This window comes from Kovacikia sp. CALU 1929 (assembly GCF_056784235.1).
This window is the reverse complement of sequence record NZ_JBXBCF010000049.1, coordinates 1-23,888: the sequence shown is the minus strand read 5'-3', so window position 1 is coordinate 23,888 and position 23,888 is coordinate 1. Positions and strand designations below refer to the sequence as shown.

The window sequence follows — 23,888 nt, the reverse complement described above, 5'->3', positions numbered from 1 at the left end:
ACAGCAGGCGGTTAAGGTCATGGCACTCGACAACCCACTCGCGATCGATAGACAGACCCTCCTTGCTTCCATTCCAGACGAGTGGGAGGCAAAGTTTAAGGAGGAACTTTCGCGATCGCCCATTCTCCAGCTCGTTGCCATTCAAATTTCGCAACAAATCATCGAGGTTTACCGCCAGCGGGTTGAGCTTGCCCTGAACTCACGAGAGATTGAGCGTCGTAAGATTCAGTCTTCCTATCTTGATGTCAAGAAAAGCAAAGACGGCAAGTACACGGTCGCGCTCGCTCGAACAACCGAAGCCCCGCGTAAATCTGCTGCGGCTGAAGAACAGGTAGAACATTTGTTTAAGGCGTTAAATTTCTGGGAGTCTTCCGCCTCCTATATGTGGTTTGACTTAACCAAAATGGCGTTTGCGGAGATGGAAAAAGATTTGGGCCAGATTGCATTAGAACAGATGGATTCGCAGACGCGGTTGAAGGCGCTTTACCGCTACATTTTTGATGATGCCTCCGATTCGCTCAAGTCCAACTTTTCCTCCGTTTTGCAAGTTTATATTGACCAAGCCGTTCAACTCATTCTCAATAAATATGATTTGCCCAGTAAAACCCTCCAGGAATTGGAGTGGCTGTCGGGCTTAGGGCAACAAAAAGCCGTTCCAAAGGCTCCGGCAACCAATCCCGATCTATTTGCCAATGGTATCAGCAGTAATTTTGCAACCTGTAAGCTGCTCTGGGAAAGCGTCAATATTTTGACGCAGCGTAGTGACCTCCAGTGGCAACCCGATGAAGACGGCAAGTTGACCTATACCAGCACGCTCAAAGATGGTAGGGGGCGGCTGATATTTTGGGTCACTGACAGTCCAGAGGAACAGTACCCGGAAGCTTTGGCAGGAGAAGCGGCCTTGGCAGTGATTGAGACGTTTGACATTCGGGCTGCGTGTATGCACTTGATCTACGCGGCTCACGTCACTACGCTTGATCGCCCTTGGGAAGAGGAGTTTGTGATTGATGATGCTCAAATCTCATCCTATATGGGACTTGATAAACGGAAAGATTTAACCAAAGAGCAGCGACTCAAGCTGATTGAACGGATCTCCGAGCAACCGGCTCAAATTCTCACCTTCTTGCACTGGCCGCAGCAGGGAAATATCGAGAGCTTTTATGTGGAGAAAAGCCGCCTGTGGGAGGTAGCGATCGGATATCACGGGCAACGAGACCTTTTTGGTGACATCAAATGTACCGGGCTGACGATCCGTTGTCGGGCGGGGATGTGGGCAAAGTATTTCCTCAACAAGCGAGGTTCAGACGAAGGCAACGCCTTCTATCAGTACGGTGTTCTGTCTAAGACGCTTCTGCAAACGATTACTCGTGTTTGGCAGCACAGCGAAGGAGCCGCCCGAATGCTGGCGTGGCTGTCCTTCAGAATGCGGGTTAGCACCAATCAGGTCATGCTGACCTCAACCCTGATGGAAGTTGCTTACGGTGCAGAAAAAGTTACTGCTGCCCAACGAGATCGCGACCTGCGTAGTGAACTTGCGAATACTTGGGATCGAGATCTTTTGGTGCTGCATGAAGCAGGGTTAGCGATCGAGTTTGACCCCGTCACCTATCCACCTGAAATTCAACCCGACTGGAAGGAGGGAGGACGCGGTGAGAAAAAGCGTCCCAAAGGCTTCTGGGAACAACTCCGCAACAGTCGCCTATTCATCCATCCTCCCAAAGAGATTGCTGATGGGATTGCTAAACTTCAGCGTAAGAAACGAACCATTGATGTGGAAAGTCGTCCAGTTTCCCCCAAGCCAATTAGAGCAGGCTCCACCTTTGGCGGCGAACAGATTAAAGCCGCTAGAGAGATTAAGGGCTGGAGTCAGGAAGAGTTGGGCAGGAAGCTAGGCAAAACCAAGATGTGGATTAGTCTTATCGAGCGGGGTAAACGCAGTATCAAACCTGAGGATGCTAGCCAGTTACGTGCTGTTCTGGGGTTAGATACGTAAAAGTTTGTAGGCTTCCAAAGTAAACAGTAAACAGTGTAAACAGGTGGATGAGTAAACAAGTAAACAGTAAACAACACATCACTACTGTTTACAGCGTTACTATTCAAATCCAGCCAAGTCAATCCTGGCAAACATTTTGAGTTGTAAACAGATTCCCGAACCTGGGGGACATTACCCCGATCCCCAGGGGCAAACTACCCCGCCCCTAGAGGGCAACTTATCCGAACCCAGGGGACTGCAAGCCCGAACCCAGGGGGTAAAAACCCCGAACCCAGGGGACAAAACTATTTTTTGGATCTCCGAAACCCTTTCAGCTAAAAGCTTTCAGAAATAGTAAACAAACCTAATGATCTATATGATCTTGATCGCCAGTAAACAAAGTGAGCGTTTGTACTGGCTAAGTAGAATGGCACGCAGCTAACTACAGTTATGCGTAGTTACAGATGAAGCCATAGAACAGGAACAGGGGAGGTAAGCAGCACACTCAGCAGTACTTGAAACTTCAGTTATTAACAACAGAAAACCGGGACAGAGTCTCGCCAAAGCCTCCTTTATCCCGGTTTCCTAGCCGTTTCTGAAACGAGAGTCGTTTCAGAATTGGTGGGATGTTTTTGTGCATCTGTATTCAGGATACTATCTCTATCACAATGTGCAAGAGGTAGCAGTTTTGTTATGTGCAATTTTTCCTGCCATTTAGCAGACTCATAGAGCTATGCATTTCCGAGGACAGGATGACTTGCTGTTGCGATCGTAGTGTTTGTGATCGTCAGGTCTAATCAGCAGAAGCTCTATTTAGGCTAGAGAAACCGTGACTTAGTCCCGGCTCCCGTGATCTAGGAGCCGCTATGCAAACAGCACTCTCTCAATTTCAATACGTTCAGGAATGGGATGATGAATTTCTCCTGCTCTTCCCCCATCGGTTTGACTATATTTGGGCAGAGCATCCGGTCGCTGGAACATCACCAGACTGGAAAACAGAGAGCCGCCATCCGTTGAGCGATCGCTTAATTCGACAGGGAGCCTATCTTTATGGTGTGCGGTTCGGGGCAGAAACTTGCTACGGCTTACTTGATATTGACATTGGGAGTCCCTACCACCCAAAGCAAGATCCGTTTGCACTACAGCGCATCATTGCAGCACTCGAGCCCTTGGGACTCGTTAGTATCATCGCCTGTACTTCCAGTTATAGCGGTGGTTTACACGTCTATTTGCCATTCCAACAACCTCAAAGCAGTTGGCAATTGGCGATCGTCCTTGCTGCACTGCTAGAAAATGCTGGCTTCAAGCTTTTTCCCGGACATCTGGAAGTCTTTCCAAACCCGAAACCTTACATTGTCGATGGTGCTCCTAGCCTCTTCAACGCCCACCGTCTTCCTTTGCAAGCAGGCTCTTACCTTCTGAATGAGGACTCTCAACCCATCTGGACGAGTCAAAAAAGCTTTATTCAACAGTGGAATTTATCTCAACAACGCAATGACATCGATAAAGCAACGCTGAAGCAAATTCTCAAACAAGCAAAGCGACGACAGTTTCACATCTCTGGTAAAGCCGAAAAGTTCATCAATGATCTCAATGCTGAAATTGAACTGGGATGGACTGGCTATGGACAAACCAATCGTTTACTCGGACGCATCACCATGCGAGAGTACATCTTTCACCATGTCCTTTCCGGTGGTGAACCCTTAGAAGGGCAATCACTCATTGACACTATTGTTGAAACAGCGCAAGCCCTTCCAGGCTACCAAGAATGGTGCCAGCATCAACATGAGATTGAACACCGAGTTGAGGAATGGGTACGGTGTATTGAAAATAGTCATTATTTCCACTACGGCGATCCCAGTGGCAAATTCAAAGCAAAGGAAATTGACGACGCAATTGAACAACTGCCGACCTGGAATCAACGCCAGTCAGAAGCAACCAGGGATAGGATTCGCAGAGCGATCGCGGATTTACTTGAACAAGGATCATTACCAGTCAAAGCGACTGCTCGGTTTCACGCCTTGCTGCAACACAACATTGGTGGTGGTTCGCTCTATCGTCATCGAGATCTGTGGCACCCCAGTTACCTTGTGGAAATCCCCCCGAACCCCCCTGATCTGCAAGTGGATAGCCAGTTAGATCGCGTTGAGGACGCATCTAACTGGCACAATCCCCCAAGCTTATTACCTACCACAGACGGTGATGACCCTTCTAGCAATGGTTCTGATAGTTCAAAACTCTCAATGAGTCCCTCGACGGGCAGTAATCCACCAGCTCAAGTGGAATTCAGCAATTCTAGTTTGGATTTATCTCACGGGATTCAGTACGTCCAGCAGGTGTTATTTGACCTCAAAGCCCAGCAGGAAGCTCGCCAAGAGGCATCAAGATTGGCGCAGCAACACCATCAGCAAATTAAGCGAGAAGCGTCTCAGACGAAATATGTGGAGCGGATGCAGCACTATTTAGATTCAGGAGATCCCATTTTGATGGCAGAGGCCCTGGCATGGGCACAGGTCAACCCAGGCATTCTTGATATAAATCAGCGACAACTTCCTCTAATGGATGAGGTTCTGGCACAACCATTAGAAAATAGGCGGTTAAGGGAGTTAGCAGCAATTACGCTTCAGATTGAGCGATTGAGACTGACACCGCAGCAGGTGAGCGATCGCCTGTTTGAACTCTTTGGTAAATGCTCTCAAACAATGCTGACGGATGCTGAGTTGACTCAATGGAAATTATGGCTGGAGAATCAATTGGTCTAAAAAAGAGAAATTCACGATGATTATTTAATCCCATCACCAGGATCATTACATAGAAGTCGGTTCATCATTTTCAATGCAATATTTTCTTTGTTCGTTTTTTATGCACTTATCGTTGCACCAGCATTTTCATCGCAATAAAATTGTGTTCACTTTGGAATTAAGCGCATAGAATAGGGTTGGCATTTTAGACTTTTTAAAGATGGCAACTGCAACTCGTAAACGTCCGAGAGCAACGGCTGTAAATCAAGAACTTGTTGGACCGGCAAGTGCTTTCCTGCAAGAGTTGCCGGAAAAGCAAAAGGAAGACCTATCCTTACGAGAAGCAGTCAAGCAGATGCAAGACCCCCTTAAGGCAGCACTTGCTAAAGGATATAACTATGAAGATTTGGCAAAAATGCTATCTGAGAAAGGCATCAAAATCAGCGCCTTGACCCTCAAGAACTACGTTCCATCCGGTAAGCGGCAAACAGCGAAAACCAAAGCGAAACGAGCCAAAAAATCCATTGGTGAAGCAGATGCTTTCGCACCAGCTTCAGAAGAAGCAATTTCTCCTCAAGAATCATCAGAAACCTCTACATTAGAAACCCCTCCCAATGAGGTAATGGCAGAACCGACACCCGCTTCTACTAAGGCAAGAAGGGGGCGAGCACAGTCGGCTGAGACAGCGAAATCGGCTGCCACTAAAACGAAAGCTACGAGCGAAACTAGCACTCGGCAATCCCGCACCCGCAAATCCTCAACAGCCAAAGCAACTACCAAATCACCGTCAACGAGAGGACGAAGAAAGTCAGAAGCCGCGAAGTAGAATTGACGGTTGTATGTTTGCTCCTCGCAAAATTATCCACATTGATATGGATGCGTTCTTCGCGTCTGTGGAACAGCGGGATAACCCTGTGTACCAGGGCAAGCCTATTGTGGTGGGAGGCAGACCTGAACAGCGGGGCGCGGTAGCGGCTGCTAGCTATGAGGCACGGAAGTACGGCATTCATTCTGCCATGCCTTCCCGTATCGCCAAGCAGCGGTGTCCGCATCTCATCTTTGTCAAACCGCGATTTGAGGTTTACAAGCAAGTTTCGCAGCAGATTCGAGACATCTTCCATCGCTACACCGATCTGGTTGAACCACTGTCCCTCGATGAAGCCTACCTGGATGTGACGAGCAACAAATCGGACATTCCCCTGGCGACCACGATTGCCCGCGAGATCAAGCAAGCCATTCGGTCAGAAACTCATCTAACCGCTTCAGCCGGAGTCTCGATCAACAAGTTTCTGGCAAAGATTGCCTCTGGACTGAATAAACCCGATGGACTCACCTTGATTCCACCCGATCGGGCTGAGGCATTTGTGGAAACCTTGCCGATTGAGAAGTTTTACGGTGTGGGTGACGCAACTGCAACCAAGATGAAGGCATTGGGGATTCATACAGGCGCAGATTTGAAGCAGTGGTCAGAGGCAGATTTGATGGAGCGGTTTGGCAAAGCAGGGCAATTCTATTATCGCGTTGCCAGAGGCCAGGACGATCGCGCGGTAAATCCCAATCGGGTCCGTAAATCCATTGGAGCCGAGCAATCGTTTGCCCAAGATTTGGGTGATTTGGAAACCATGTCCACCGAGTTGGCGGATCTTTCCAGACAGGTCAAAGAGCGCATGGATCGGCATCAACGCTATGGGTATACACTTACATTGAAAGTGAAATACGCCGATTATGAGCAAATCACTCGGAGTCGAACCGTAGATCGACTGCTACAGGAGGCGGAGGTCATTTACAACCTGGCAAAGGAATTACTGTTGCTCCATCTTGATACGCAGCGAAAAGTCAGATTATTAGGTATTACGGTTTCCAACTTGCTGGAGCCATCCCCGTCCTTGAGCTATGTGCAGTTGTGTTTTGAATTTCCCACCTACTCTCAGTATTGATTCCATCCACTGCCTTTGTACCTGGCATCAAACAAAGTTGGATGCAGAATTTCCGCCAGAATTTCCAGTGAGTCAACTAAACGAGGACCAGGGCGATTGAAGTAGGCATTGCCATCGGTGAGGTAAAGCTGATGTTGCCGGACTGCTCGTAGCTGTTGCCATTGCGAATGAGTTGCCATTGCCTGGTGCATCTCCTGGTGAGTGCGCGGTAAATCAAAGCCACAGGGCATGACGATAATGACATCCGGATCTGCTTCAATCAGGGCTTCCCAAGAGAGGTAGGGGGAGTGCTGCCCGACTGTTCCAAACAGGTTATGTCCACCCGCGAACTCCACTAATTCAGGTATCCAGTTGCCACTGCCCATGAGCGGATCAATCCATTCGATCGCCGCCACCTTTGGGCGATCGTCCGATGGAATGGCAGAGGTTTTCTGCTGACACGCCTCAATACGAGTTTGCAATTTCGTCAGCACAGGCGTTGCATCAACTTCCAACCGATCAGCCACTCGTTGAATGTCTGCCCATATATCGGTCAACGTCTGGGGTTGCAGCGAAATGACCTGCGGCTGGGGGTGGCTGAGAGTGGCAACCGCTGCTTCGACCAGAGAGAAATTGACGGCGCACACATCACACTGGTCTTGCGTCACGATATGCGTTGGTTGGAGCGCTGCCAGCACGTCCAGCTTAATGTCATAGAGGCTCAAGGTCGATCGCAACAGCGTCTGCACATCCGCATCAATTTGAACACTTGGCTTTTGAACTTTGAGTCTGGCAGCGGTACAAATGGGGCGAGTTTCAATCCCAGGTGGATAATCACACTCGTGACTCCGCCCAACAACATACTCAGTTAATCCCAGCGCGGCTAAAATCTCAGTCGCACTGGGCAAGAGCGAGACAATTCTTGGCAATGATTCAGGCATACGGTTTCTGTCCTCGAAAGCCACCCGTTTGTAGTCTAAAGGAGAATCATCAACAGAGGTTCTCCAGCGGGGCAGCCTGAGTACCGTTTTCTCTTTTCTAGATCGTCTGTACTATGAAGATACGAGTTGGAAACTGACCGATGGCAAACCTGCTATTGATTGAAAGTCCGGGCAAGTCCAAAAAATTGAGTCAGATTTTGGGTTCGGGCTGGATTGTGAAAGCCAGCATGGGACATGTGCGAGAATTGGCGGACGATGGTGAGGATGCGTTGGGCTTTGATTTGCACGATCGCCACATCGAATGCCGCTATGAACCGAGAGGAGCCAAAGGCAAGAAGGTGTTGTCAGACCTGCGGCAAGCCGTGAAACAAGCGGATGCGGTCTACATCGCTACTGACCCGGATCGCGAAGGGGAAACCATTGGTTGGCATTTACAGCAGGAATTGCGACTGAAAAATCCGCGTCGGGTGGTCTACAGCGAAATTACACCGCAAGCTGTGAGAGCTGCGATCGCCCAACCGCGATCGCTTGATCAATCTCTGATTGCCGCTGGACGGGCGCGAGATTGTCTGGATAAACTGGTGGGCTACAAGGGCAGTAAGCATGTGGTGTGGAGACTGGGTATTGGGGCGAAGTCAATGGGTCGGGTGCAGAGTGCAACGCTGCATCTACTGTGTACGCGGGAAAAAGAAATTCAAGCGTTCAAACCCCAAGATTACTGGAGCGTTTGGGTGGAGTATCAGGAAGGATTTAAGGCGTTCTACCGTGCCAAACTGAATGCTAACCCAGCAAGCGCCACTGAAGCCGCTGATGATGCAACGGAAGGCAAAGAAAGTCAAGAGTCCGATCGCGTGAGCAGTCAAGCAGAAGCTGATCGGTTAGTGGCGATCGCTCGTTCCAATCCGCATCAGGTCGTCGCCATTGAGGGTAAAGTTGCCCATCAATCGCCACCCCCTCCTTTCATTACTTCCACCTTGCAGCAGGCAGCAGGGGCAAAACTGCGCTTTAGTCCCGATAAAACGATGAAAGTAGCGCAAGCACTCTATGAAGCGGGTCACATCACCTACATGCGAACTGATTCAGTGACTTTAGCCGAACCATTTTGTCTTGCGGTGCGCCAATATCTGGAAGAACATGATTCCACCAATGTGCCAAGCAAAACAACCCGACATCGAGCCGTCAAAGGAGCACAGGAAGCCCATGAAGCGATTCGCCCCACGGATGTAAAGCGATCGCCCAAACAGTTGCAAGCAAGTGCAGAGGAAGTAAAACTGTATGAGTTGATCTGGAATCGAGCCGTGGCATCTCAATGTTGTCCTGCTCGCTTGCGGAAAACGCGGGTGGTCACGAAATCGGGTGCCGTGCAATGGGAAGCGAACGGACAGGTAGTCGAGTTTCCTGGCTATACCCGCTACTGGAACAACTTAAGTGCCGATAGCCAACTTCCCACTTTGCAGCAGGGACAGTCGCTCACCCTGAAGCAGGCAGCTGCTGACAAAAAGCAAACCCAACCCCCACCGCGTTATACGGAACCGAAACTGGTGCAGTTGATGGAACGCAAAGGAGTAGGGCGACCCAGCACCTATGCACCCACTATCAAGACGCTGAAGGAGCGGGAGTATGTGCAGGTTGAGAAAGGCAAGCTCCAGCCAACCGCACTAGGACTGGAATTGGATGGGGCATTGGAAAAGTTGCTACCAGAGTTGATTCAACCAGAGTTTACAGCGCAAATGGAGTCAGCATTGGACGCGATCGCTCAGGGAAAGCAAGATTGGGAATCGTATCTGCTCGATTGGCACCGCACCTATTTTGCACCAGCGTTGGAGAAAGCGGGTCAACGGCTGCAAGCCAATGGTGTTCAAAAAATAAATGGGAGTGAAGCGCGATCTTCCCAAGGGACTGTTACGCGATCGCCTGACTCAAGCAAGCCAAAGTCCCAGGCAACAGTAACGAAAACCGCCTGTCCCAAATGTGGGGAGGCGATGAGTAAGGTTCCCTCGAAATCCAAGAAGCTGAAGGCAAATCATTTTCTCAAGTGTGGCGCGGCAGGCTGTGGCACGGTGATGCTTTGGAATCCGCAAGGGAAGCGCTATGAGTTGCCTTATGCTCAACGCACGCCTGATCCAGAGGCATTTACAGATGTTCCCTGTCCGGTATGTGGGGCATTGTTGGAGCGTTATCCTTACACAAAGGAGGGGAAGGAGAAGGTGATGTTGCGATGTTCGCTGTTGGAGAATCGACGGGGCAAGTGTAAGGAGGTAGCGTTTTTTGAGGGGCGGGACGGGTTTTGGTCGCCGAAGTTTGGGACGTTGAAGTTGGATTTGGTGAAGTAAGGGGGGAGAGATCGTACCTTCATGTTCCCTCGGCGATTACAACTTCCAAAAACGGTGTTCGCCTTTCCCGTGAGATGACTTCCGGTTCAGTCTATAACAAGAGGGGCCATAATGAGCAGATTCAGGACAGCAACCACATTACGGTTGTATTTTTTCAAATAGTTGTTTCCAAATTTCCACAAGATTCTCATGCTTCTTCATCGGATCGTTGTCTTTAAGAAGACGAGTTTTTGCTTGTATTGCAACATCCACCTTCCAACCAAGTTGAAGACTTAAGTCATGCTTCTGAGCATACTCCTGTATTTGTGGAACAATTGGTCTTTCTTCCTCAATGGCATCTCCAAAATCGTCATCAATATCCCTGAAATAAAGCCTCGTAAGGATTTTAACTAAAATGTCAGTGGGGAGCAAATCTTCAATCTCTGCATTTGCCATAGAACAAATATCACCGATCATAATAATTCGGTCGTTTGCTCCGTTGTAAAGGTTGCTTGAAAGCTGCTTTGCCATATTTTGCCCTGGAGTATCTGAATCAAAAATGACGTAGGGCAGTGCCTCATCTTTTGCTGTTAGCAGTGAAACAACGGCACTTACACCTTTAACCCCTCCTGCGGGAACGAAGATGATTTCTCGCTTTGGTGTAATTACTCCTCTCCCAATCAAATAGTTTTTGATAGCACTTAAGTAGTGCTGATCAGCAGGTCCTTCTACAACAATTGCTTGACATCCTTGAAAAAGAGTCTCGGAAACACTCAAACCTAAAGCTGCATGGACAGGATAAATAGATTTTGTTTGAGCAGGATTTTTTTCGCCTGCCCTTAAGTCAGCTGATATTGCTGTCGTTCCATCATCGTTGATGTACACTGCCTTTACACGATCAAGATGATCAGGATTCACTAAGAATGGAGAATGCGTAGTGTAAACAAGTTGATTAGTTTCTGCCAAGTTTGCGAAGAAATCAGAGAGATCCCGCTGTGCGATTGGATGTAATGTCATTCCTGGTTCATCAAGGAGCAAAATTGCCCCATCATGACTATCAGCACTTTCAACTAGAAAAATTAGATAAAAACTCAGGAACCATTGCAATCCAGTGCTTCGTCCTTCCAACTCAATTTCTTCAGGGCGCTTGTCATCAGATACCCAGATGCGAAAGTGATCACCATCTGCTTGAAAGCGAAAACGATACTCCCCCTGCTTCCACCAATCTCGGAAGCTTTGTGTAAGCTTTGTTCCTGCTGACTGCAAGAGAATCTCTCGTTCTTTTTTCTTCTCTCTAATTTCTTTAATCTGTTGCTCACTAGGCTGTCCCTGATTGGTTGGAAAATCCTGCCCTAAGTCCAAAATTTCTTGAGGATTTAACTTCACAAATTCAAAAAGAACTTTCAGCGTTCTTGCTTTCGCTTCCTCACGGTTACCCAATCCTGTTCGCTTCATGTTGTCGATTACATGGGGCAAGTAGATTTCAGAGTCTAGGTTTCCATAGTTGGAATAGTAAACAAAAGCTGGCAGGTTATTGATAACCCAGTCTTTAGCTTCTTTAGAGTCTTTCGGGTGTGGCTTTGTGATACTACCAATCATTTCACTAATCGAATCAATGACTTGTCCAAAACGAGGTACTATGATTGAGCGTTTGAGTGTGTTTTCAAGACTGACACCGTCGAGTAAGGTTTTAAGACTCTTGAGTGATTCTTCTTCAACCTCTTTGTCTACATCCTTCACCCGCGTTATTGCTGTTTCAAGAACATTGAGGATCTCAGCCTTCAATGGCTCCTCACTTTTCCCTGCTACCGTTAAATCAGAGATTGCGGTCAAGGCTTCAGAGAAAAGCTGCGTAACATCTGCCTTTGGTACATGGCGTTTAGGTATAGCATCTGGGAAGCTGACCTGATGTTCACCACTAAAGTTTCGTTTGACAATAGCGATTTTGACTTCAGACGCTACCGAACCAGTTACCTTAGCGATCCTCTCTGCAAGATAATCTGTTAACTCAAAACGAGCTTCGATAAACACTGGTTTGGGTTTTGTCTGACGGATTTCGTTATATTGCTTTCGTGGATAGTCAGCTATTGGGTTAATTTCTCCATCTTTTGCTGGATTTAACTTCCAAAGTGGAAGAAGAAGATTCGTTTTACCAGACTCGTTCGTACCGATAAGCGAGGTCACCTTACTTACGTCAATCCAGCCACTATCATCAACAGATCGAAAGCTCGTAACTCGAAAGCCAATAAGTTTTAACATCTCTACACCACTTATCATTGATACATTTAATCAAATTGACGCTGATTCATCAGGGTGAGGCTTATCCTTAATTAAGTAGTATAAGAGTACTTATATAAAACAGCTATCCTTTATCAAAATCTTTGAGGCTTAACTCACAACTGTTTTCTGGCAAGTGTTTGCTGGATTGAGTCCAATCCTCTTCTCTTTCGTTCAGGTAAACAACGGTCAGTTTCTATTCTAACAAGCAGATTTATGACATTAGACGATCTCCCTTTCCTTCAGCCATCTGGGCTGCTGATTTAATCCGGCTAATCTGGCCCAGGTTTTGTGATGCAGATATGGTTAGGGCGATTCATTAGGTCAAAAACCAATAGCGCTATCAGCTACCGGATAAAGCTGCAAAAGACGGAATGAGAGATGCTTCACATCAAACATCCTAAGGAGATTTCTGACAAAGAAACTACCCAAGGGTAAAATTCTTCCAGTTGTTCCAACAAGAAAGGAAGTAGAACATTGGAACCCTCTCCTCAAGTCGAAAGACCCCTTAGCTCGTCGCAGATCGCAGATCTGTGTTTGGCTGCATCTAAACTGCGTGGAGTCGAACGGCGCAGTTTTCAAGCGCAGATGACCCTGAAGTATTGTCATGGCAGTGCTCGCATGGCTGAGCGGGTGTTTGGATGGGGACGAGAGAGCGTCGAAGTGGGACTGGCAGAAAAGCGAACCGGGATTGTGTGTGTGGGAGCACAATCAGGGTATGGGGGAGCCAAACGCTGGGAAGAGCGGCAACCGGAAGCAGCAGCAGCCCTGCGAGCGCTAGCCGAGGCGCATGCTCAACAAGATCCAACGTTTCAAACCTCGATTGCCTATACCCGCTTAACTGCTCAAGAAGCGGTTACTCAATTGCACCAGCAAGGATTTGTGCGTGAGCAATTGCCTGCACCCAGCACCATGGCTGTGATTCTCAATCGCATGGGTTATCGACTGCAAGCGGTGGTCAAAGCCAAACCACAAAAAAACTGCCAGAAACGGATGCGATTTTTGCCAACATTCAAACCAAAGACCGCAAGTCAGACGATGGCCGTGTCAAACGAGTGAGCATCGATTGCAAAGCCACCGTCAACATCGGTGAGTATTCTCGTGGTGGGCGAACCCGGGGGGACAATCAGGCGAGTGACCATGATTTAGGTTGCCAAGAAAAGTACATTCCTTGTGGCATGGTGGATGAGGATAGTGGGCAATTGTCCATCTACTTTGGCAGTTCGTGTAAAACCAGTGACTTCATCGTCGATACCCTGGAGGCTTGGTGGACAAACTTGAGTGCAACTCAACAAGCCCAAACCACCCTGCTCCAACTGAAAGTCGATAACGGACCCGAAAGTAGTGGAGTTCGCACTCAATTTCTCAAGCGGATGGTGGAGTTTTGTGACCAGATTGGCAAGCCGATTCAACTGCTTTACTATCCGCCTTATCACAGTAAATACAATCCAATTGAGCGCTGTTGGGGAATATTAGAACAACACTGGAATGGCACTCAACTCAAAGATGTCAACACCATGCTGCAATGGGCAACCAGTATGACCTGGAAAGGTATTCATCCTATCGTCGTATTAAATCAACGACCCTATGCCAAGGGAATCTCTCTGTCAAAGACAGCCATGCGTGAGGTTGAGAATCGGTTGGAGCGCAATCCAGATTTACCCAAATGGGACATCTTGATTCGACCTATTTGTGGGTAGTTTTGTTCTCAGAAATCTCCTAAAGACTCACTCTGCTGCAAGCTATCCCGCACTTGCTTGGCACGTCGGGCGATCGCACAGCCTTTAAGCATCACACCCACAATTCCCTTAAATCGTCATGCAAGTGACATTGGCTCAGTTCTGTGGCTGCCGCCATTCGCTGAATGAAAGCGATGTTTAGAGGCTCCAAGCAGCCCATTCAGTTTTCCTTAACTTGATTAACCCTCCGTCTCATAGATATCTGTCGAGAGACCGCGCCGCTCTAGCGCCTGCAACAGATTGTGCTGTTCTACTAACTGTCGGTTTTCTGGCTTCCTCAACCAGTCAATAAAAGCTTCTGTTGCCACATCGCTAATCGTCCAGTCCTTTCCGGTATTCTTCAGGGGCACGATCGCTCGCATCAAGAAATCAATCTCCGGCGGAACCTGTGCCCGAAACTGAACTGGTTTACCTTCAGCCATTGCAGTATCCAAAACAAGGGTTAATTCTGGCATAGAAGAAAAGCCAAATTACAGTATTGCTATTTTGCTGTTTTGCTATACTGCAATGACAGGTAGCTGAACCTGCTTATCGCATTTTGTGGAGGGCGTTATGCCTGTCAATTCAGCATGTTCAAATTCCAACGGTTGGGACGTTTGTGGCATTTTCAACGGTCAAAAGTTCGCATTTTTCTCTACAGGTTTAGCCCTAGCAACCCAGCTTTTCATCCTTATTCCTGCCGCCCCTGCTGTGGCAGGACAGGCAGAGCCTTGGGTTCAGATGCGGCGAACCAGTGCCCGAATTAGCCGTAAACAACTTGAAATCGTCATGCAACTGTGGCGAGGAGCGCTCTGGGAGGAGGTTGTTCAAGTGATTGGTACGCCTTACTGCCAACTCGCTCCCACTATGTATGCCCCTCGTCGCGATGCCTATCCAATGGCGTTTGATCCCAGTACCTGGCTGGTCTTGGAGTATGACCGGGCAGTAACTTTTCAGCACTACGACTTCACATTCAATAACCGACAACCGGGAGGTTTCTAACCATGAGTGATGAAAAACGAAAGCTGTCTCCCAAAAGCTCTAATTACAAAGCGGAGCGATCGGATGCAGAATGGAAGCAGTATCATAGTTCCGACTCCAAAACTAAGAAGGAGTTGGATAAGGAGTACAAAAAGCGGGAAGACTCCCAGTGCCAGGAGCCAGGTTGTCCAGAGGAAGCCGTGCATCAGGACAAGCGGAGTAACAAGTCGGGTAAATGTTTGCACCATTGGGACGGTGACAGCGATGACAACGGCTAAACCCCACATTTCAAAGTTTGAGCGTGGCGCGATCGCGTTTCGCTACACCCTGAATGGCACGCTTGAAGCCTGGGATGTGTTTAGCTCCCGACCAAAGCGAGATAGCCGAGAGTACAAAATCATGCGGAACGGGCTGATGTTCTGGGAAGCCGAGGAGAAGCTGCTGACGGGATGGGAGCCTGATTTTCCTGGCTATGATGCGGTGGATTGGGGAGATATTTCACCTGCGGAGGCCGTTGCAGAGAACCCTGGTGAGGAGTATGAGGCTTATCAGGAGGCAAAGGGTACGGAGTTAGTGGAGTTATACTCTGACCTTGCTGAGGAATGGGAGGAGCAGTCCGAAGCAGCACCAGAGGCAGAACAACTAAATTTGATTTGAGGGTCGTGTGGAAGTCAGAGATGGGGCGATCGCTCTGTAGAGTGAGACGATCGCTTGTTGTTAAACCCTTAAAGCTTTATAAGCACACCAAATTTCTACTTAGATACAACGTCTATATCACGAAATTTAACACTGCGATAATCAGCATAGGGACCGTAAACAATGTAGCCTACTTCAAGTAATGCGAGTTTGCTAACGTTCTGTGGTATGCCAGTAAAATAAAGATTTCCTTTGATCGGAATATCTGGAATTAATTTCACCTTGGCAAAACCATACATTGGGCTTCCTTGCGCTTGACCTAGTTGAGAATAAGGCGTAGCAGCATACTCATTGCCAGAAACATCAATGCCTCTACTGAGGCTACCGTAATTGCCACTCAATGCAAATTCTCTGTCTCCATTGGCTAGATTCGTTACCAAAAGACTACATTGAACATCTTCTCCGCTTCTCTGGCACTCTTGCAGTTGAAACTTAAAAAAGTCTTTTTCAACTGCTGCGATTTTTGCAGGTGCTGGAGAAGAGGGAGGCGCAGCGGAAGGAGGTGGAGAAGGAGAACTAGGTGTGCTTGGAGGAGGTTGTGACGATGGTGAAGGGCTTGTTCCTACTGCTGGAAGTGAAGGAGATGGAGAAGATGAGAGAAACCGATTCACTAAACCAGGAAAAAATTGATTGAAGCCTATCGCTGTTAGCAAAGCTGCAATGGCTCCTATCAGTGCTATCCAACCAGCAAGCTTAGATTTTTTGTCTTTTTCTTCTTCACTCATTAGAGGTTTTCCTGGTAGTTAAAAGAAGGTTTCCTAATTAGTGGAGGGTGTTACGCAATAGGCGGCAGCGGGAAGACCATAGTGACAAACTCTTTGATTATTTAGAGAAACACCGCTGATTGTTTTACCAGCAGTTACCTGCACGGGGATTGGAGCACGGTTCTTCGCATAGTAGAAAAATGCATCGTAAACTTGTCCAGTAGCTCCGTCGGTGAAACTTCCTTTTACTTGACTGAAGACGAAGTATTCTCCAGCCTTAACAGGCAGTTTAAAGGTGCGTTGTCCTTCTTTTGTGCGAATGCAAGTCAGTTGTTGATAATTGCTGGCAGACTGAGCGCAAACAGTCATTGCTGGAATAAAGTCTGAGGGGTAAGACAACTTGCCTTGAATCACTCCAGCAGATGAACTACTTGGGTCAGCAAGACTGGGATAAGCGGCAAGTACGATTGATGAAAAAACTGCTACGCCAACTGAAAATCCTTTTCCTGTATTGTGCATCATAGAACTTTGCTTTTGGATAAATGATTTAGTTATGAATCCAATCTTTTTTACGTATTGCAATCTTGCTATCTCCTTTTACTTTTGTTTTGTTGAAGGCTTAAGGCACTTTATTAGTTGGACAAACATTACCTTTATCATCCCTGCCTTTGTCGGGCTTCCAAGTTTGTTGGTATTCCTTCCAACCTTCATCCAACTTTTCATAGGTAACGAAAAAATGCTCCTTGAGAATATCAAAGGGATGTACATCTGTGTTCATGTGTAAGTTGGAGAACGAAGGAGTACCTACAGGAGCAAATGCATCAGGCGTTCCTGCCCCCGCTCCATCTGTAATTAATTTCCCCGTAGCATCATAGACGCACTGTTGTCCGGGTTGTAATTCTTTCCCTGTTGGACTTGTGTATGTCTCCGGACTGGCTGATCGAAAGAATCTTACTGCTCCTGGATGGTAGTCACCCTCAATTAAACGTTCAGCAGCATTTGATTCAACGAACGCAGCAGTTTTTCTAGCAGCAACGTCCGCAGTGCAAGGACAGCCGAGAAGTTTATCCCTCCAACCAGGGTAGTCCTCTCGTAGTCGGCGTGCTGTCTCACGCGCATACCAAACAGGAAACTTATCTCTGGTTACATCAGTTACCTGTGCTTGATATTTCCGCCCTTCTATTTGAACTGTGCTGAATTGTCCTATTTCAACTGGAAGGTCATCAGTAATAATTTCTAAGGCACCATCATTATCTGCATCCTCCAAGTAATAACCTGATCTAAACTTTTTCTCGAAATTACGAACTTGAATTGCTCCTACACTATTACAGTCACCACACCCATCGTAAATTATCACTCCGGTACTGCCATCAAAGTGTTGATAATCTAGAATCACTTCATTGTATTCTTTACCAAAAACCTTAATGTCGGAATCAAGATTAACAATCCTAATTCCTTTAAAGCAACCGGGGAGCCTATAGCTAACACCACCTTCAACAAAGCCGGATGCGCTATGTTTTACAGTAATTTTTTGTCCAGCTTGTTTACACCTTGATGGAGAGTCATTGTATCGAACTTCTACTGTTACTTCCCCCTTAGTTTCACTCACAGTGACTTCTTTACCGTCTACTTCCCCCGAAAGCGGAGTGTCGGAAACACCAGTGGAATTCCCTTGATTTGATTGACTGCTGGATAATTCTGATTGGGCAGAAGAATTGGGAAGAACTGGTGAGGCTACTGGTATCGAAGCAATAAATTCTGCTTTAGCAACTTGTTGGTAATCGGTTCTCAACTGCAAAGAATACCCTAATAACTTTGCCTTTCCTGCCATACTGCTTAGGTTTGGTTCCCATTCATCATGGCAAATTGCCCAATACATCAAATGAGAGCCAATTACAGCGTTAGGCAGTTGATCATCACCAGGATTAATAAAGTTGACATAAACTTTATCTGGATCGATTACAGGTGAAGTAAAAGCGACAAAGGGTTGCATGGTAGAACACTGTACCCAGTCTTGCCGTTGATCTGTTCCACGAGAGGTTTTGCTTTCTGAATCGACTAGATAGACAGTTTGTGGTTTCCCGTTCGACTGATCTTGACGGATAACCTTCTTACCAATAACGTAAGTCTCCCAACAGAATCCTTGCCGACAACCAGAACTTACCAATCTTCTGTTCTGAGCGAGGACAGGAAGAGGAAAGGCTGTGAGGAGAATCAGAATGGCGATCGCGGCTGGCTGGCGCATGGAAACCCTCCACAGAATCAGACATCGGGGGCAGACCCAAGCAGATAAATCTATTGAGAGAATACTACGTTATGGTTCCACCAGCAATCCTAAATCATGCCCAAAAGGCAGCCTTATAGGTTCGTAGCGTAATCGCCTCCTATGAGTTGGGTAGAGAGCAATACAACTTAATGCCCCCCTTATTCCCTTCTCAGTGCTGCCATTAACATTTCTTATTAGAAACCCTTGCTCTTTTCAAGAATCGACAAGCAAAACAGCCATTTGCCTTCTCACTCTGCGGTTGCTTTCTCATTTCAGTAATTCGCGCATTTCTAAATGCGATCACTTTGTAGCACAAAGACATTCAAGATTTGCCTAAACTGACCCGACTACCGTCGGGCTAGGCTGTACAGCTTGCGATAAACGGTTAACACCTTTGTTTGTCAATTCAGTGCTAACCACTTATCACATCTACTTTCAAACCCATTACCCATGAGTCACTTCTCAAGCATCAGCACCGTTCTCAACGATCGCGCCAGCCTCAAGACGGGGTTAACTCGTGTTTTAGAAGCTTACAAAATTCAAGCCCCAATTGAAGACCACGAAACACCTGCCCTGTTGATCAACCACTATGATCGCCGCGATCAAAAATATGCACACCTGATAATTCGCCGTCAGTACCTCAACACAGAAGATCGGCAAGCTCTGATCGACATCGGCTTTTTACAGGATGATTCCGGCATCTTCCAGCTTCAAATTGATGCCTGGGACTTTCAGCGCAACTTGCTTGGGCAGCAGTTCGGTGACCTGCAAACCTTCATGCAGCAAGTGCAAATCGAAACGGAACGCGCCTTTGTTGAAACTCAGTTTCCAGTCCAGCTTTGGGACTACGAAGCGCTAGAGCACCTGCCCGATGGCTCCATACGTCTGGTGATGCATGGTAAGCCCAACATTGAAACCGTCGCAGCCTGGTAAGGAGTTGAATCATGGAAACAACAAGACCAACCGTTGAAGTCACCTTTACCCCCGGCAAACCCATGCAGGTGAAAGTCTTTGGAGTTCAAGGAGCCGCTTGCACCCAAATTACGAAACCCCTAGAAGCGATGGGTAAGGTTGAAATGACACCCACCGCTGACTATTACAGAGAAGTCACTGAAACAGTCCCCCAATCCACATCCGTCAACGCGGAGGGTTGGTAGATGGCACTAAATACAACAGAGATTGCCCAGCTTTCCAACTCTGGACTTGGAACCATTGCCATTAACACCCGCACGGTTTCCGAAGATGTGGCGATCGCCCACCTGCTGATGGAGTTCGCCAAACCTCGCAACATGGACGTGTTGATTTGGGATGCAGATCTATCCAAGGATGTGGGGCAGAACAACCGAGGACGGCTACAAAAACTGGCACTCGATGATCAAGGCAGAATCGTCCGCAGCGAAGGTTCTACGTTTGAAATCAAGGGACATCCGGTTCTCAGCGTCTTGAGGTTTGTCACCGAGCAGTGCCAAAAATTTATCACGGATCACACACCTCCAACTCCCACCCTGTTCCTATTTCAAGACCTCTACCCGTTTATCGCAGAACGCAACACAGACACCGGAATTGAACGGGCTTTTATCAACACCTGCAAAGCACTCAAGCGATCGCGTCATCGCATGATCCTGTTCCATGAAAACATTAAGCTGCCAACCCAATTTCGAGACTTGGTTGAAGAGACAGAAAACCCCCTCCCCTCAGAGTCCGAAACCCACGATATTCTAGAACGACGAATCGCGGCTCTCCTGAAAAGTGCAGGCTCCAGGAAGTTGAGAAATCAGCTTTCTGAGGACGATACGAAGAAACTGATCCGTGCACTGCGGGGAATGACACCCGAAGGCATGGATGATGCAATTCAACTGGCAGCCATTCAGCATGGCAAGATTGATGCTGACCTCATCCCCAAGATTCTGGAGCGCAAGAAGCGGCAGTTTGCCGCCCGCGGAATTGAGTACGCCCAACCCCCGGACGTTCCAGTTCAGGGAATGCCAATCCTGGAAGAATGGGCAAGAACGCAGCTCAGTTTGCTTGAACCCAGTGCCAAAGAGGAGTGGAGTCTTGATTTCCCTCGCGGTGCTCTTCTAGTCGGTGAAGCAGGCACAGGCAAAACGTTAGCGGTGCGGTGTGTTGCCCAGGTATGGGGACTCCCGGTCATCCTGCTAGACACGTCCAAGTTGATGCAGAAGGAGTTAGGAGCCTCTGAAAAGAATCTGCGAGACACGATTGCCGCCGCAGAATCGATGTCACCCTGCATCTTGTTTATCGACGAGATCGACAAAATGCTGCCATCTGGCTCTGGGGATGGCGATACTGGCAGACGGATGTTTGGCTACTTCATCCAATGGTTCCAAAACCACGATCGCCAGGTGTTTGTTGCGGCAACCGCAAACGAACCTTGGGGATTCAAACCCGAACTCCTACGACGGTTCACCCAACGGTTCTACATTGATTTGCCCAGTACCGCCGCCCGCAAGGATATCTTCAGAGTCCAGATGCAAAAGCGTCGTCTGCAACCCTTTGATGAAGCCCGATTGGAACTGCTCTCCCGGCGCTCGGCTGACTTCAGTGGTGACGAGATTCAGCTAATCGTGACCATCTGTGCCACCAATGCCTACGCTCAGGGACGACCAGGGCAAGTGTCATTGGAAGAATTCTATGCCGAAATTGACCAGACTCCGGCTCAGTTCCGCAACAACCCACCGCGTCTCAAGCAGCTTCGAGAATGGGCAGCCGCAGGACATGCAGCATTCGTTGACCCCGATGCCCTTCAGCAACATAGTGCTGTAACAGGCGATCGCGAAGTTGTCTGGGATGCCAGCAGTCTCGAAACCCCCGACGACAACTAATCAATCCACTGAGGAGGTGGGTTGATTGCCTCCTCAGTTCGCTTAATCCTCAACCAGTCATGGCTAAATCAAAACCAACTCTCCCAAAACCGACCGATCCAATTGAAACTGTTTATTTACGCTGTGCGGACGAAGGTGAAAACCACTACAAATTCTGGGCGGCTTGGGTTGCATCAGAAGGATACATTTACGTGGAGTACGGACGGATTGGATGCAAGAAGCCCAGTGTTCACGTTTATGAGTGTGGAACTGTTTCAGTCGCTCAGAACAAGCTCCGCTCCCTAATTAGCGAGAAAAGCCGAAAAGGGTATGAACCAGGAAAGCCTCCCACTCAACAAGACTCTCTCAATTATGCCGCCCTTGGCTCAATCGCAGCCGATATTCAGCAACAGATTGCTCAAATTCAGGCTCGATTCGATACGATTAAGCCTTACACCAGTGTTGAGTTTGATGTTCACCGAGGCATGTTCATAAGCCAATGTGGAGCCATTACCCCTCATGCGATCGCTCAGGCACGGGAAGTATTAGCACGGGTAGCTTACCATCAGGAAATTTCAGATCCTCGTTTTGCAGAAAGCGTGTTGAACTACATCCAACTCATACCAATGCCCGTTGGACGCAGGCTCAACACGAGCGAACTTTTGGGAGCCTCTAGCAAAATCATTCAGCAAGAGCAAGTGCTAGAAATCTTAGACTGGGCGCTTGATCAAATTGCTCAGGTTCGCCAGCTCATCCAGACGGCACTGACCAATCTCACACAAGCTGAAAAACAAGATCGCAGTACCTGGGTTATTTGGGGAGACATGGAATCTATTCCAGCAAATCCCTCAAATCCAACTCGCTATACCGACGATCGCGCACTTGGTGTTATTTGGGAATAAAAACAAAGCTTGACTCAGTAGCACCCTTGACCAGATGGACAATACGCTCCAGCCTGCTGGCTGGTTGATTGATGCATTTAAGACAATTCGAGGCATCTACTAATGACAGTGCAATCAAATGATTCTACACGCGCAGTCCCAGTGTTGAATCCAACGGTTCCAATGCCGGAGTTTTCATTCTTCCAAATCGTTAAAGTCAAAACAACTAAGGAAGTTGGAACCATTGTAGGAATGTGGTGCGTACAAACGGAAGAACAAATCTATCAATGGCTATATCGATTAGAAGGACTGACAGAAAGGAGCACAACCTGGTGGCAAGAATTACAGCTCCGCAATTTAGATCGCAGACAAAATCGTTAATGTGTTTGTTCTGCTAACAAATCTATTTCTGTAAACCGAGTGCTGTAAAAGTTCGTTGCTCCAGCCTGCTTGCTGGTTGTAGCGATGTTGCTATAGGAGATTTGCACGATGGATCAACTGAGTTTGATTTCTGAAGAGTTAGTGCGAACCATTCAAGTCGGTAAAGAGGCTGCTAACCAAGATACTCGTTTCTCAACCAGCACTCTGGAAATGTTGCGGCTTTTAGCATCCCTCGATACTCCCAAAGAACTATTAGCATGTATGTTGGAAATGGCAGAATTTTCGATTCACCACGTCCGATATTTGGCAGGACCATTGGTTTTGCATCGTAGTTTGTGGGGTGACGCGACTCCAAGTTGGTTGAAGGTTGCCTGCATTCACGATCGCCTGGAACTCATCCTTAATGAATATGAACAAGATCAAGTCGGGGATTACGCGACACCCACTGAAGTGCTGACCTACATGATGCCTGCTAGTTTTGAAGCTCCAATGCACCGGGACTATTCTGACCTTTACATCTGGGCAGGCAATGAGGTAATGCGGAAGCATAAAAAACTACCAGAAGGAGCTGACAATTTTTACGAATTGACTGGTAGTCACGTAATTGAGTTCAACACTGTCAAAACTGAATTTCATACCTTGAGCCGATCAATTCGTCAAAGTGTGGTGAAACACGCGGCTCAACAGGGATGGGGAAAACGGCGCAATCGGGCGAAAGAAAAATCGATTCTCTGCGAGACGGCAAAGCCGAATGCAGTTGATCCAACTCAAGCATCAAGTCAATCGGAGCAGGTCAGTTTGTTCTGAATTCTCAGAGGTGTTGGTGAGGATGAGTGGTGCAGCACAGATAGGCTATCGCGTCGCGGTAGAGCTTCCGCTCTAGACAGAGTAGGCGGGCTGACAACTTTAAACAGTGTCTACATGCCCTCGCCCGTTTACTAATCTGGAGAGGTCTATGCCTGAATCGCTAAACTCAAATCCTCCAACTTTCGTAGTGGTTAAGGTCGATGAACCTTTGCCGTGGTCAGAGCAGGAAACTTTCTATCCTATTTTGCCAACAGAGGAACCCCACACTTACGGTACGCTTCAACGTGCAGCAGAACTGGTTGCATCCTTAATTGAAGACTTTGGCTACACCGCCCAAAATACTCGAATTTATCGACTCGTACCTGTTTCTGACGAAGACGCACTATCACTCATCCAAAATGCTCTGACAACTTTGCAACAAGAGGATGAGTAGCTCTACCTCTACTTTAATAGGGTTTCTGGCACAAATGATG

Annotated in this window: 22 protein-coding genes and 1 pseudogene; 16 read left to right on the top strand and 7 right to left on the bottom strand. The window is 47.7% G+C overall.

Going from position 1 to position 23,888, the window contains the following annotated elements; translation table 11 throughout:
- Window positions 1–19: 19 nt before the first annotated feature.
- The 4 genes from AC1S52_RS03845 to dinB all read left to right on the top strand — a co-directional run bounded on the left by AC1S52_RS03845 (window position 20) and on the right by dinB (window position 6,650).
- Window positions 20–1,993: a helix-turn-helix domain-containing protein gene (locus AC1S52_RS03845; protein ID WP_482027715.1), complete on the top strand. Its 1,974-nt coding sequence runs from the start codon at window positions 20–22 to the stop codon at window positions 1,991–1,993.
- Window positions 1,994–2,838: 845 nt separating this feature from the next.
- Complete coding sequence (locus AC1S52_RS03840; protein ID WP_482027714.1) at window positions 2,839–4,734, top strand: hypothetical protein; 1,896 nt, start codon at window positions 2,839–2,841, stop codon at window positions 4,732–4,734.
- 199 nt (window positions 4,735–4,933) lie between these two features.
- Window positions 4,934–5,539, top strand: coding sequence for a hypothetical protein (locus AC1S52_RS03835; RefSeq protein ID WP_482027713.1), 606 nt, complete (start codon window positions 4,934–4,936; stop codon window positions 5,537–5,539).
- A gap of 13 nt (window positions 5,540–5,552) precedes the next feature.
- A complete protein-coding gene (gene dinB, locus AC1S52_RS03830) occupies window positions 5,553–6,650 on the top strand; it encodes a DNA polymerase IV (protein WP_482027712.1) in 1,098 nt (365 codons plus the stop codon).
- On the opposite strand, the gene AC1S52_RS03825 is transcribed toward dinB, so the two are convergent.
- Window positions 6,641–7,570 carry a cobalamin-binding protein gene (locus AC1S52_RS03825; RefSeq protein ID WP_482027711.1) on the bottom strand — a complete coding sequence of 310 codons (930 nt, stop codon included), beginning with the start codon at window positions 7,568–7,570 and terminating at the stop codon, window positions 6,641–6,643. The genes dinB and AC1S52_RS03825 overlap by 10 nt on opposite strands.
- A 140-nt stretch (window positions 7,571–7,710) precedes the next feature.
- Here AC1S52_RS03825 and topA point away from each other — a divergent pair, with 140 nt between their 5' ends.
- Window positions 7,711–9,903 carry a type I DNA topoisomerase gene (topA, locus tag AC1S52_RS03820; RefSeq protein ID WP_482027710.1) on the top strand — a complete coding sequence of 731 codons (2,193 nt, stop codon included), beginning with the start codon at window positions 7,711–7,713 and terminating at the stop codon, window positions 9,901–9,903.
- 138 nt (window positions 9,904–10,041) lie between these two features.
- Here topA and AC1S52_RS03815 read toward each other — a convergent pair whose 3' ends face one another.
- Window positions 10,042–12,141 (bottom strand): AAA family ATPase, encoded by a 2,100-nt coding sequence (locus AC1S52_RS03815; protein WP_482027709.1) that lies wholly within the window; start codon window positions 12,139–12,141, stop codon window positions 10,042–10,044.
- Window positions 12,142–12,747: 606 nt separating this feature from the next.
- Between AC1S52_RS03815 and AC1S52_RS03810 the strand changes: the two are divergent.
- Window positions 12,748–13,859 (top strand): annotated as a pseudogene (locus AC1S52_RS03810) (ISAzo13 family transposase).
- A gap of 218 nt (window positions 13,860–14,077) precedes the next feature.
- On the opposite strand, the gene AC1S52_RS03805 reads toward AC1S52_RS03810, so the two are convergent.
- The gene (locus AC1S52_RS03805) at window positions 14,078–14,320 is read right to left on the bottom strand and encodes a hypothetical protein (RefSeq protein ID WP_482027708.1); all 243 of its coding nucleotides are present in this window, start codon (window positions 14,318–14,320) and stop codon (window positions 14,078–14,080) included.
- Window positions 14,321–14,450: 130 nt separating this feature from the next.
- Between AC1S52_RS03805 and AC1S52_RS03800 the strand changes: the two genes are divergently transcribed.
- From AC1S52_RS03800 to AC1S52_RS03790, 3 genes are read left to right on the top strand one after another with little or no spacing between them, the layout of a single operon-like run.
- Window positions 14,451–14,879, top strand: a complete 429-nt coding sequence (locus AC1S52_RS03800; RefSeq protein WP_482027707.1) for a hypothetical protein — start codon at window positions 14,451–14,453, stop codon at window positions 14,877–14,879.
- A gap of 2 nt (window positions 14,880–14,881) precedes the next feature.
- Window positions 14,882–15,136, top strand: coding sequence for a hypothetical protein (locus AC1S52_RS03795; RefSeq protein ID WP_482027706.1), 255 nt, complete (start codon window positions 14,882–14,884; stop codon window positions 15,134–15,136).
- Window positions 15,123–15,515, top strand: coding sequence for a hypothetical protein (locus tag AC1S52_RS03790; RefSeq protein WP_482027705.1), 393 nt, complete (start codon window positions 15,123–15,125; stop codon window positions 15,513–15,515). The genes AC1S52_RS03795 and AC1S52_RS03790 overlap by 14 nt, the downstream gene beginning before the upstream one ends.
- Window positions 15,516–15,610: 95 nt before the next feature.
- On the opposite strand, the gene AC1S52_RS03785 is transcribed toward AC1S52_RS03790, so the two are convergent.
- The 4 genes from AC1S52_RS03785 to AC1S52_RS03770 all read right to left on the bottom strand — a co-directional run bounded on the left by AC1S52_RS03785 (window position 15,611) and on the right by AC1S52_RS03770 (window position 18,528).
- Window positions 15,611–16,279 (bottom strand): hypothetical protein, encoded by a 669-nt coding sequence (locus AC1S52_RS03785; protein ID WP_482027704.1) that lies wholly within the window; start codon window positions 16,277–16,279, stop codon window positions 15,611–15,613.
- A 33-nt stretch (window positions 16,280–16,312) separates the two neighbouring features.
- The gene (locus AC1S52_RS03780) at window positions 16,313–16,840 is read right to left on the bottom strand and encodes a hypothetical protein (RefSeq protein ID WP_482027703.1); all 528 of its coding nucleotides are present in this window, start codon (window positions 16,838–16,840) and stop codon (window positions 16,313–16,315) included.
- A gap of 37 nt (window positions 16,841–16,877) precedes the next feature.
- Complete coding sequence (locus AC1S52_RS03775; RefSeq protein ID WP_482027702.1) at window positions 16,878–18,251, bottom strand: hypothetical protein; 1,374 nt, start codon at window positions 18,249–18,251, stop codon at window positions 16,878–16,880.
- A gap of 118 nt (window positions 18,252–18,369) precedes the next feature.
- On the bottom strand, window positions 18,370–18,528 hold the full coding sequence (locus tag AC1S52_RS03770; RefSeq protein ID WP_482027701.1) for a hypothetical protein: 159 nt from the start codon (window positions 18,526–18,528) through the stop codon (window positions 18,370–18,372).
- A 446-nt stretch (window positions 18,529–18,974) separates the two neighbouring features.
- Here AC1S52_RS03770 and AC1S52_RS03765 point away from each other — a divergent pair, with 446 nt between their 5' ends.
- The 7 genes from AC1S52_RS03765 (at window position 18,975) to AC1S52_RS03735 (ending at window position 23,848) form a co-directional block, all read left to right on the top strand.
- Window positions 18,975–19,457, top strand: a complete 483-nt coding sequence (locus AC1S52_RS03765; protein WP_482027700.1) for a hypothetical protein — start codon at window positions 18,975–18,977, stop codon at window positions 19,455–19,457.
- Window positions 19,458–19,468: 11 nt separating this feature from the next.
- A complete protein-coding gene (locus tag AC1S52_RS03760) occupies window positions 19,469–19,681 on the top strand; it encodes a DUF2997 domain-containing protein (protein WP_482027699.1) in 213 nt (70 codons plus the stop codon).
- Window positions 19,682–21,367, top strand: coding sequence for an AAA family ATPase (locus tag AC1S52_RS03755; RefSeq protein WP_482027698.1), 1,686 nt, complete (start codon window positions 19,682–19,684; stop codon window positions 21,365–21,367). It begins immediately after the preceding gene.
- A 59-nt stretch (window positions 21,368–21,426) separates the two neighbouring features.
- A complete protein-coding gene (locus AC1S52_RS03750; protein ID WP_482027697.1) occupies window positions 21,427–22,248 on the top strand; it encodes a WGR domain-containing protein in 822 nt (273 codons plus the stop codon).
- Window positions 22,249–22,350: 102 nt separating this feature from the next.
- On the top strand, window positions 22,351–22,608 hold the full coding sequence (locus AC1S52_RS03745; RefSeq protein WP_482027696.1) for a hypothetical protein: 258 nt from the start codon (window positions 22,351–22,353) through the stop codon (window positions 22,606–22,608).
- 108 nt (window positions 22,609–22,716) lie between these two features.
- Window positions 22,717–23,415 carry a hypothetical protein gene (locus AC1S52_RS03740; protein WP_482027695.1) on the top strand — a complete coding sequence of 233 codons (699 nt, stop codon included), beginning with the start codon at window positions 22,717–22,719 and terminating at the stop codon, window positions 23,413–23,415.
- Window positions 23,416–23,563: 148 nt separating this feature from the next.
- Complete coding sequence (locus AC1S52_RS03735) at window positions 23,564–23,848, top strand: hypothetical protein (protein ID WP_482027694.1); 285 nt, start codon at window positions 23,564–23,566, stop codon at window positions 23,846–23,848.
- Window positions 23,849–23,888: the final 40 nt, after the last annotated feature.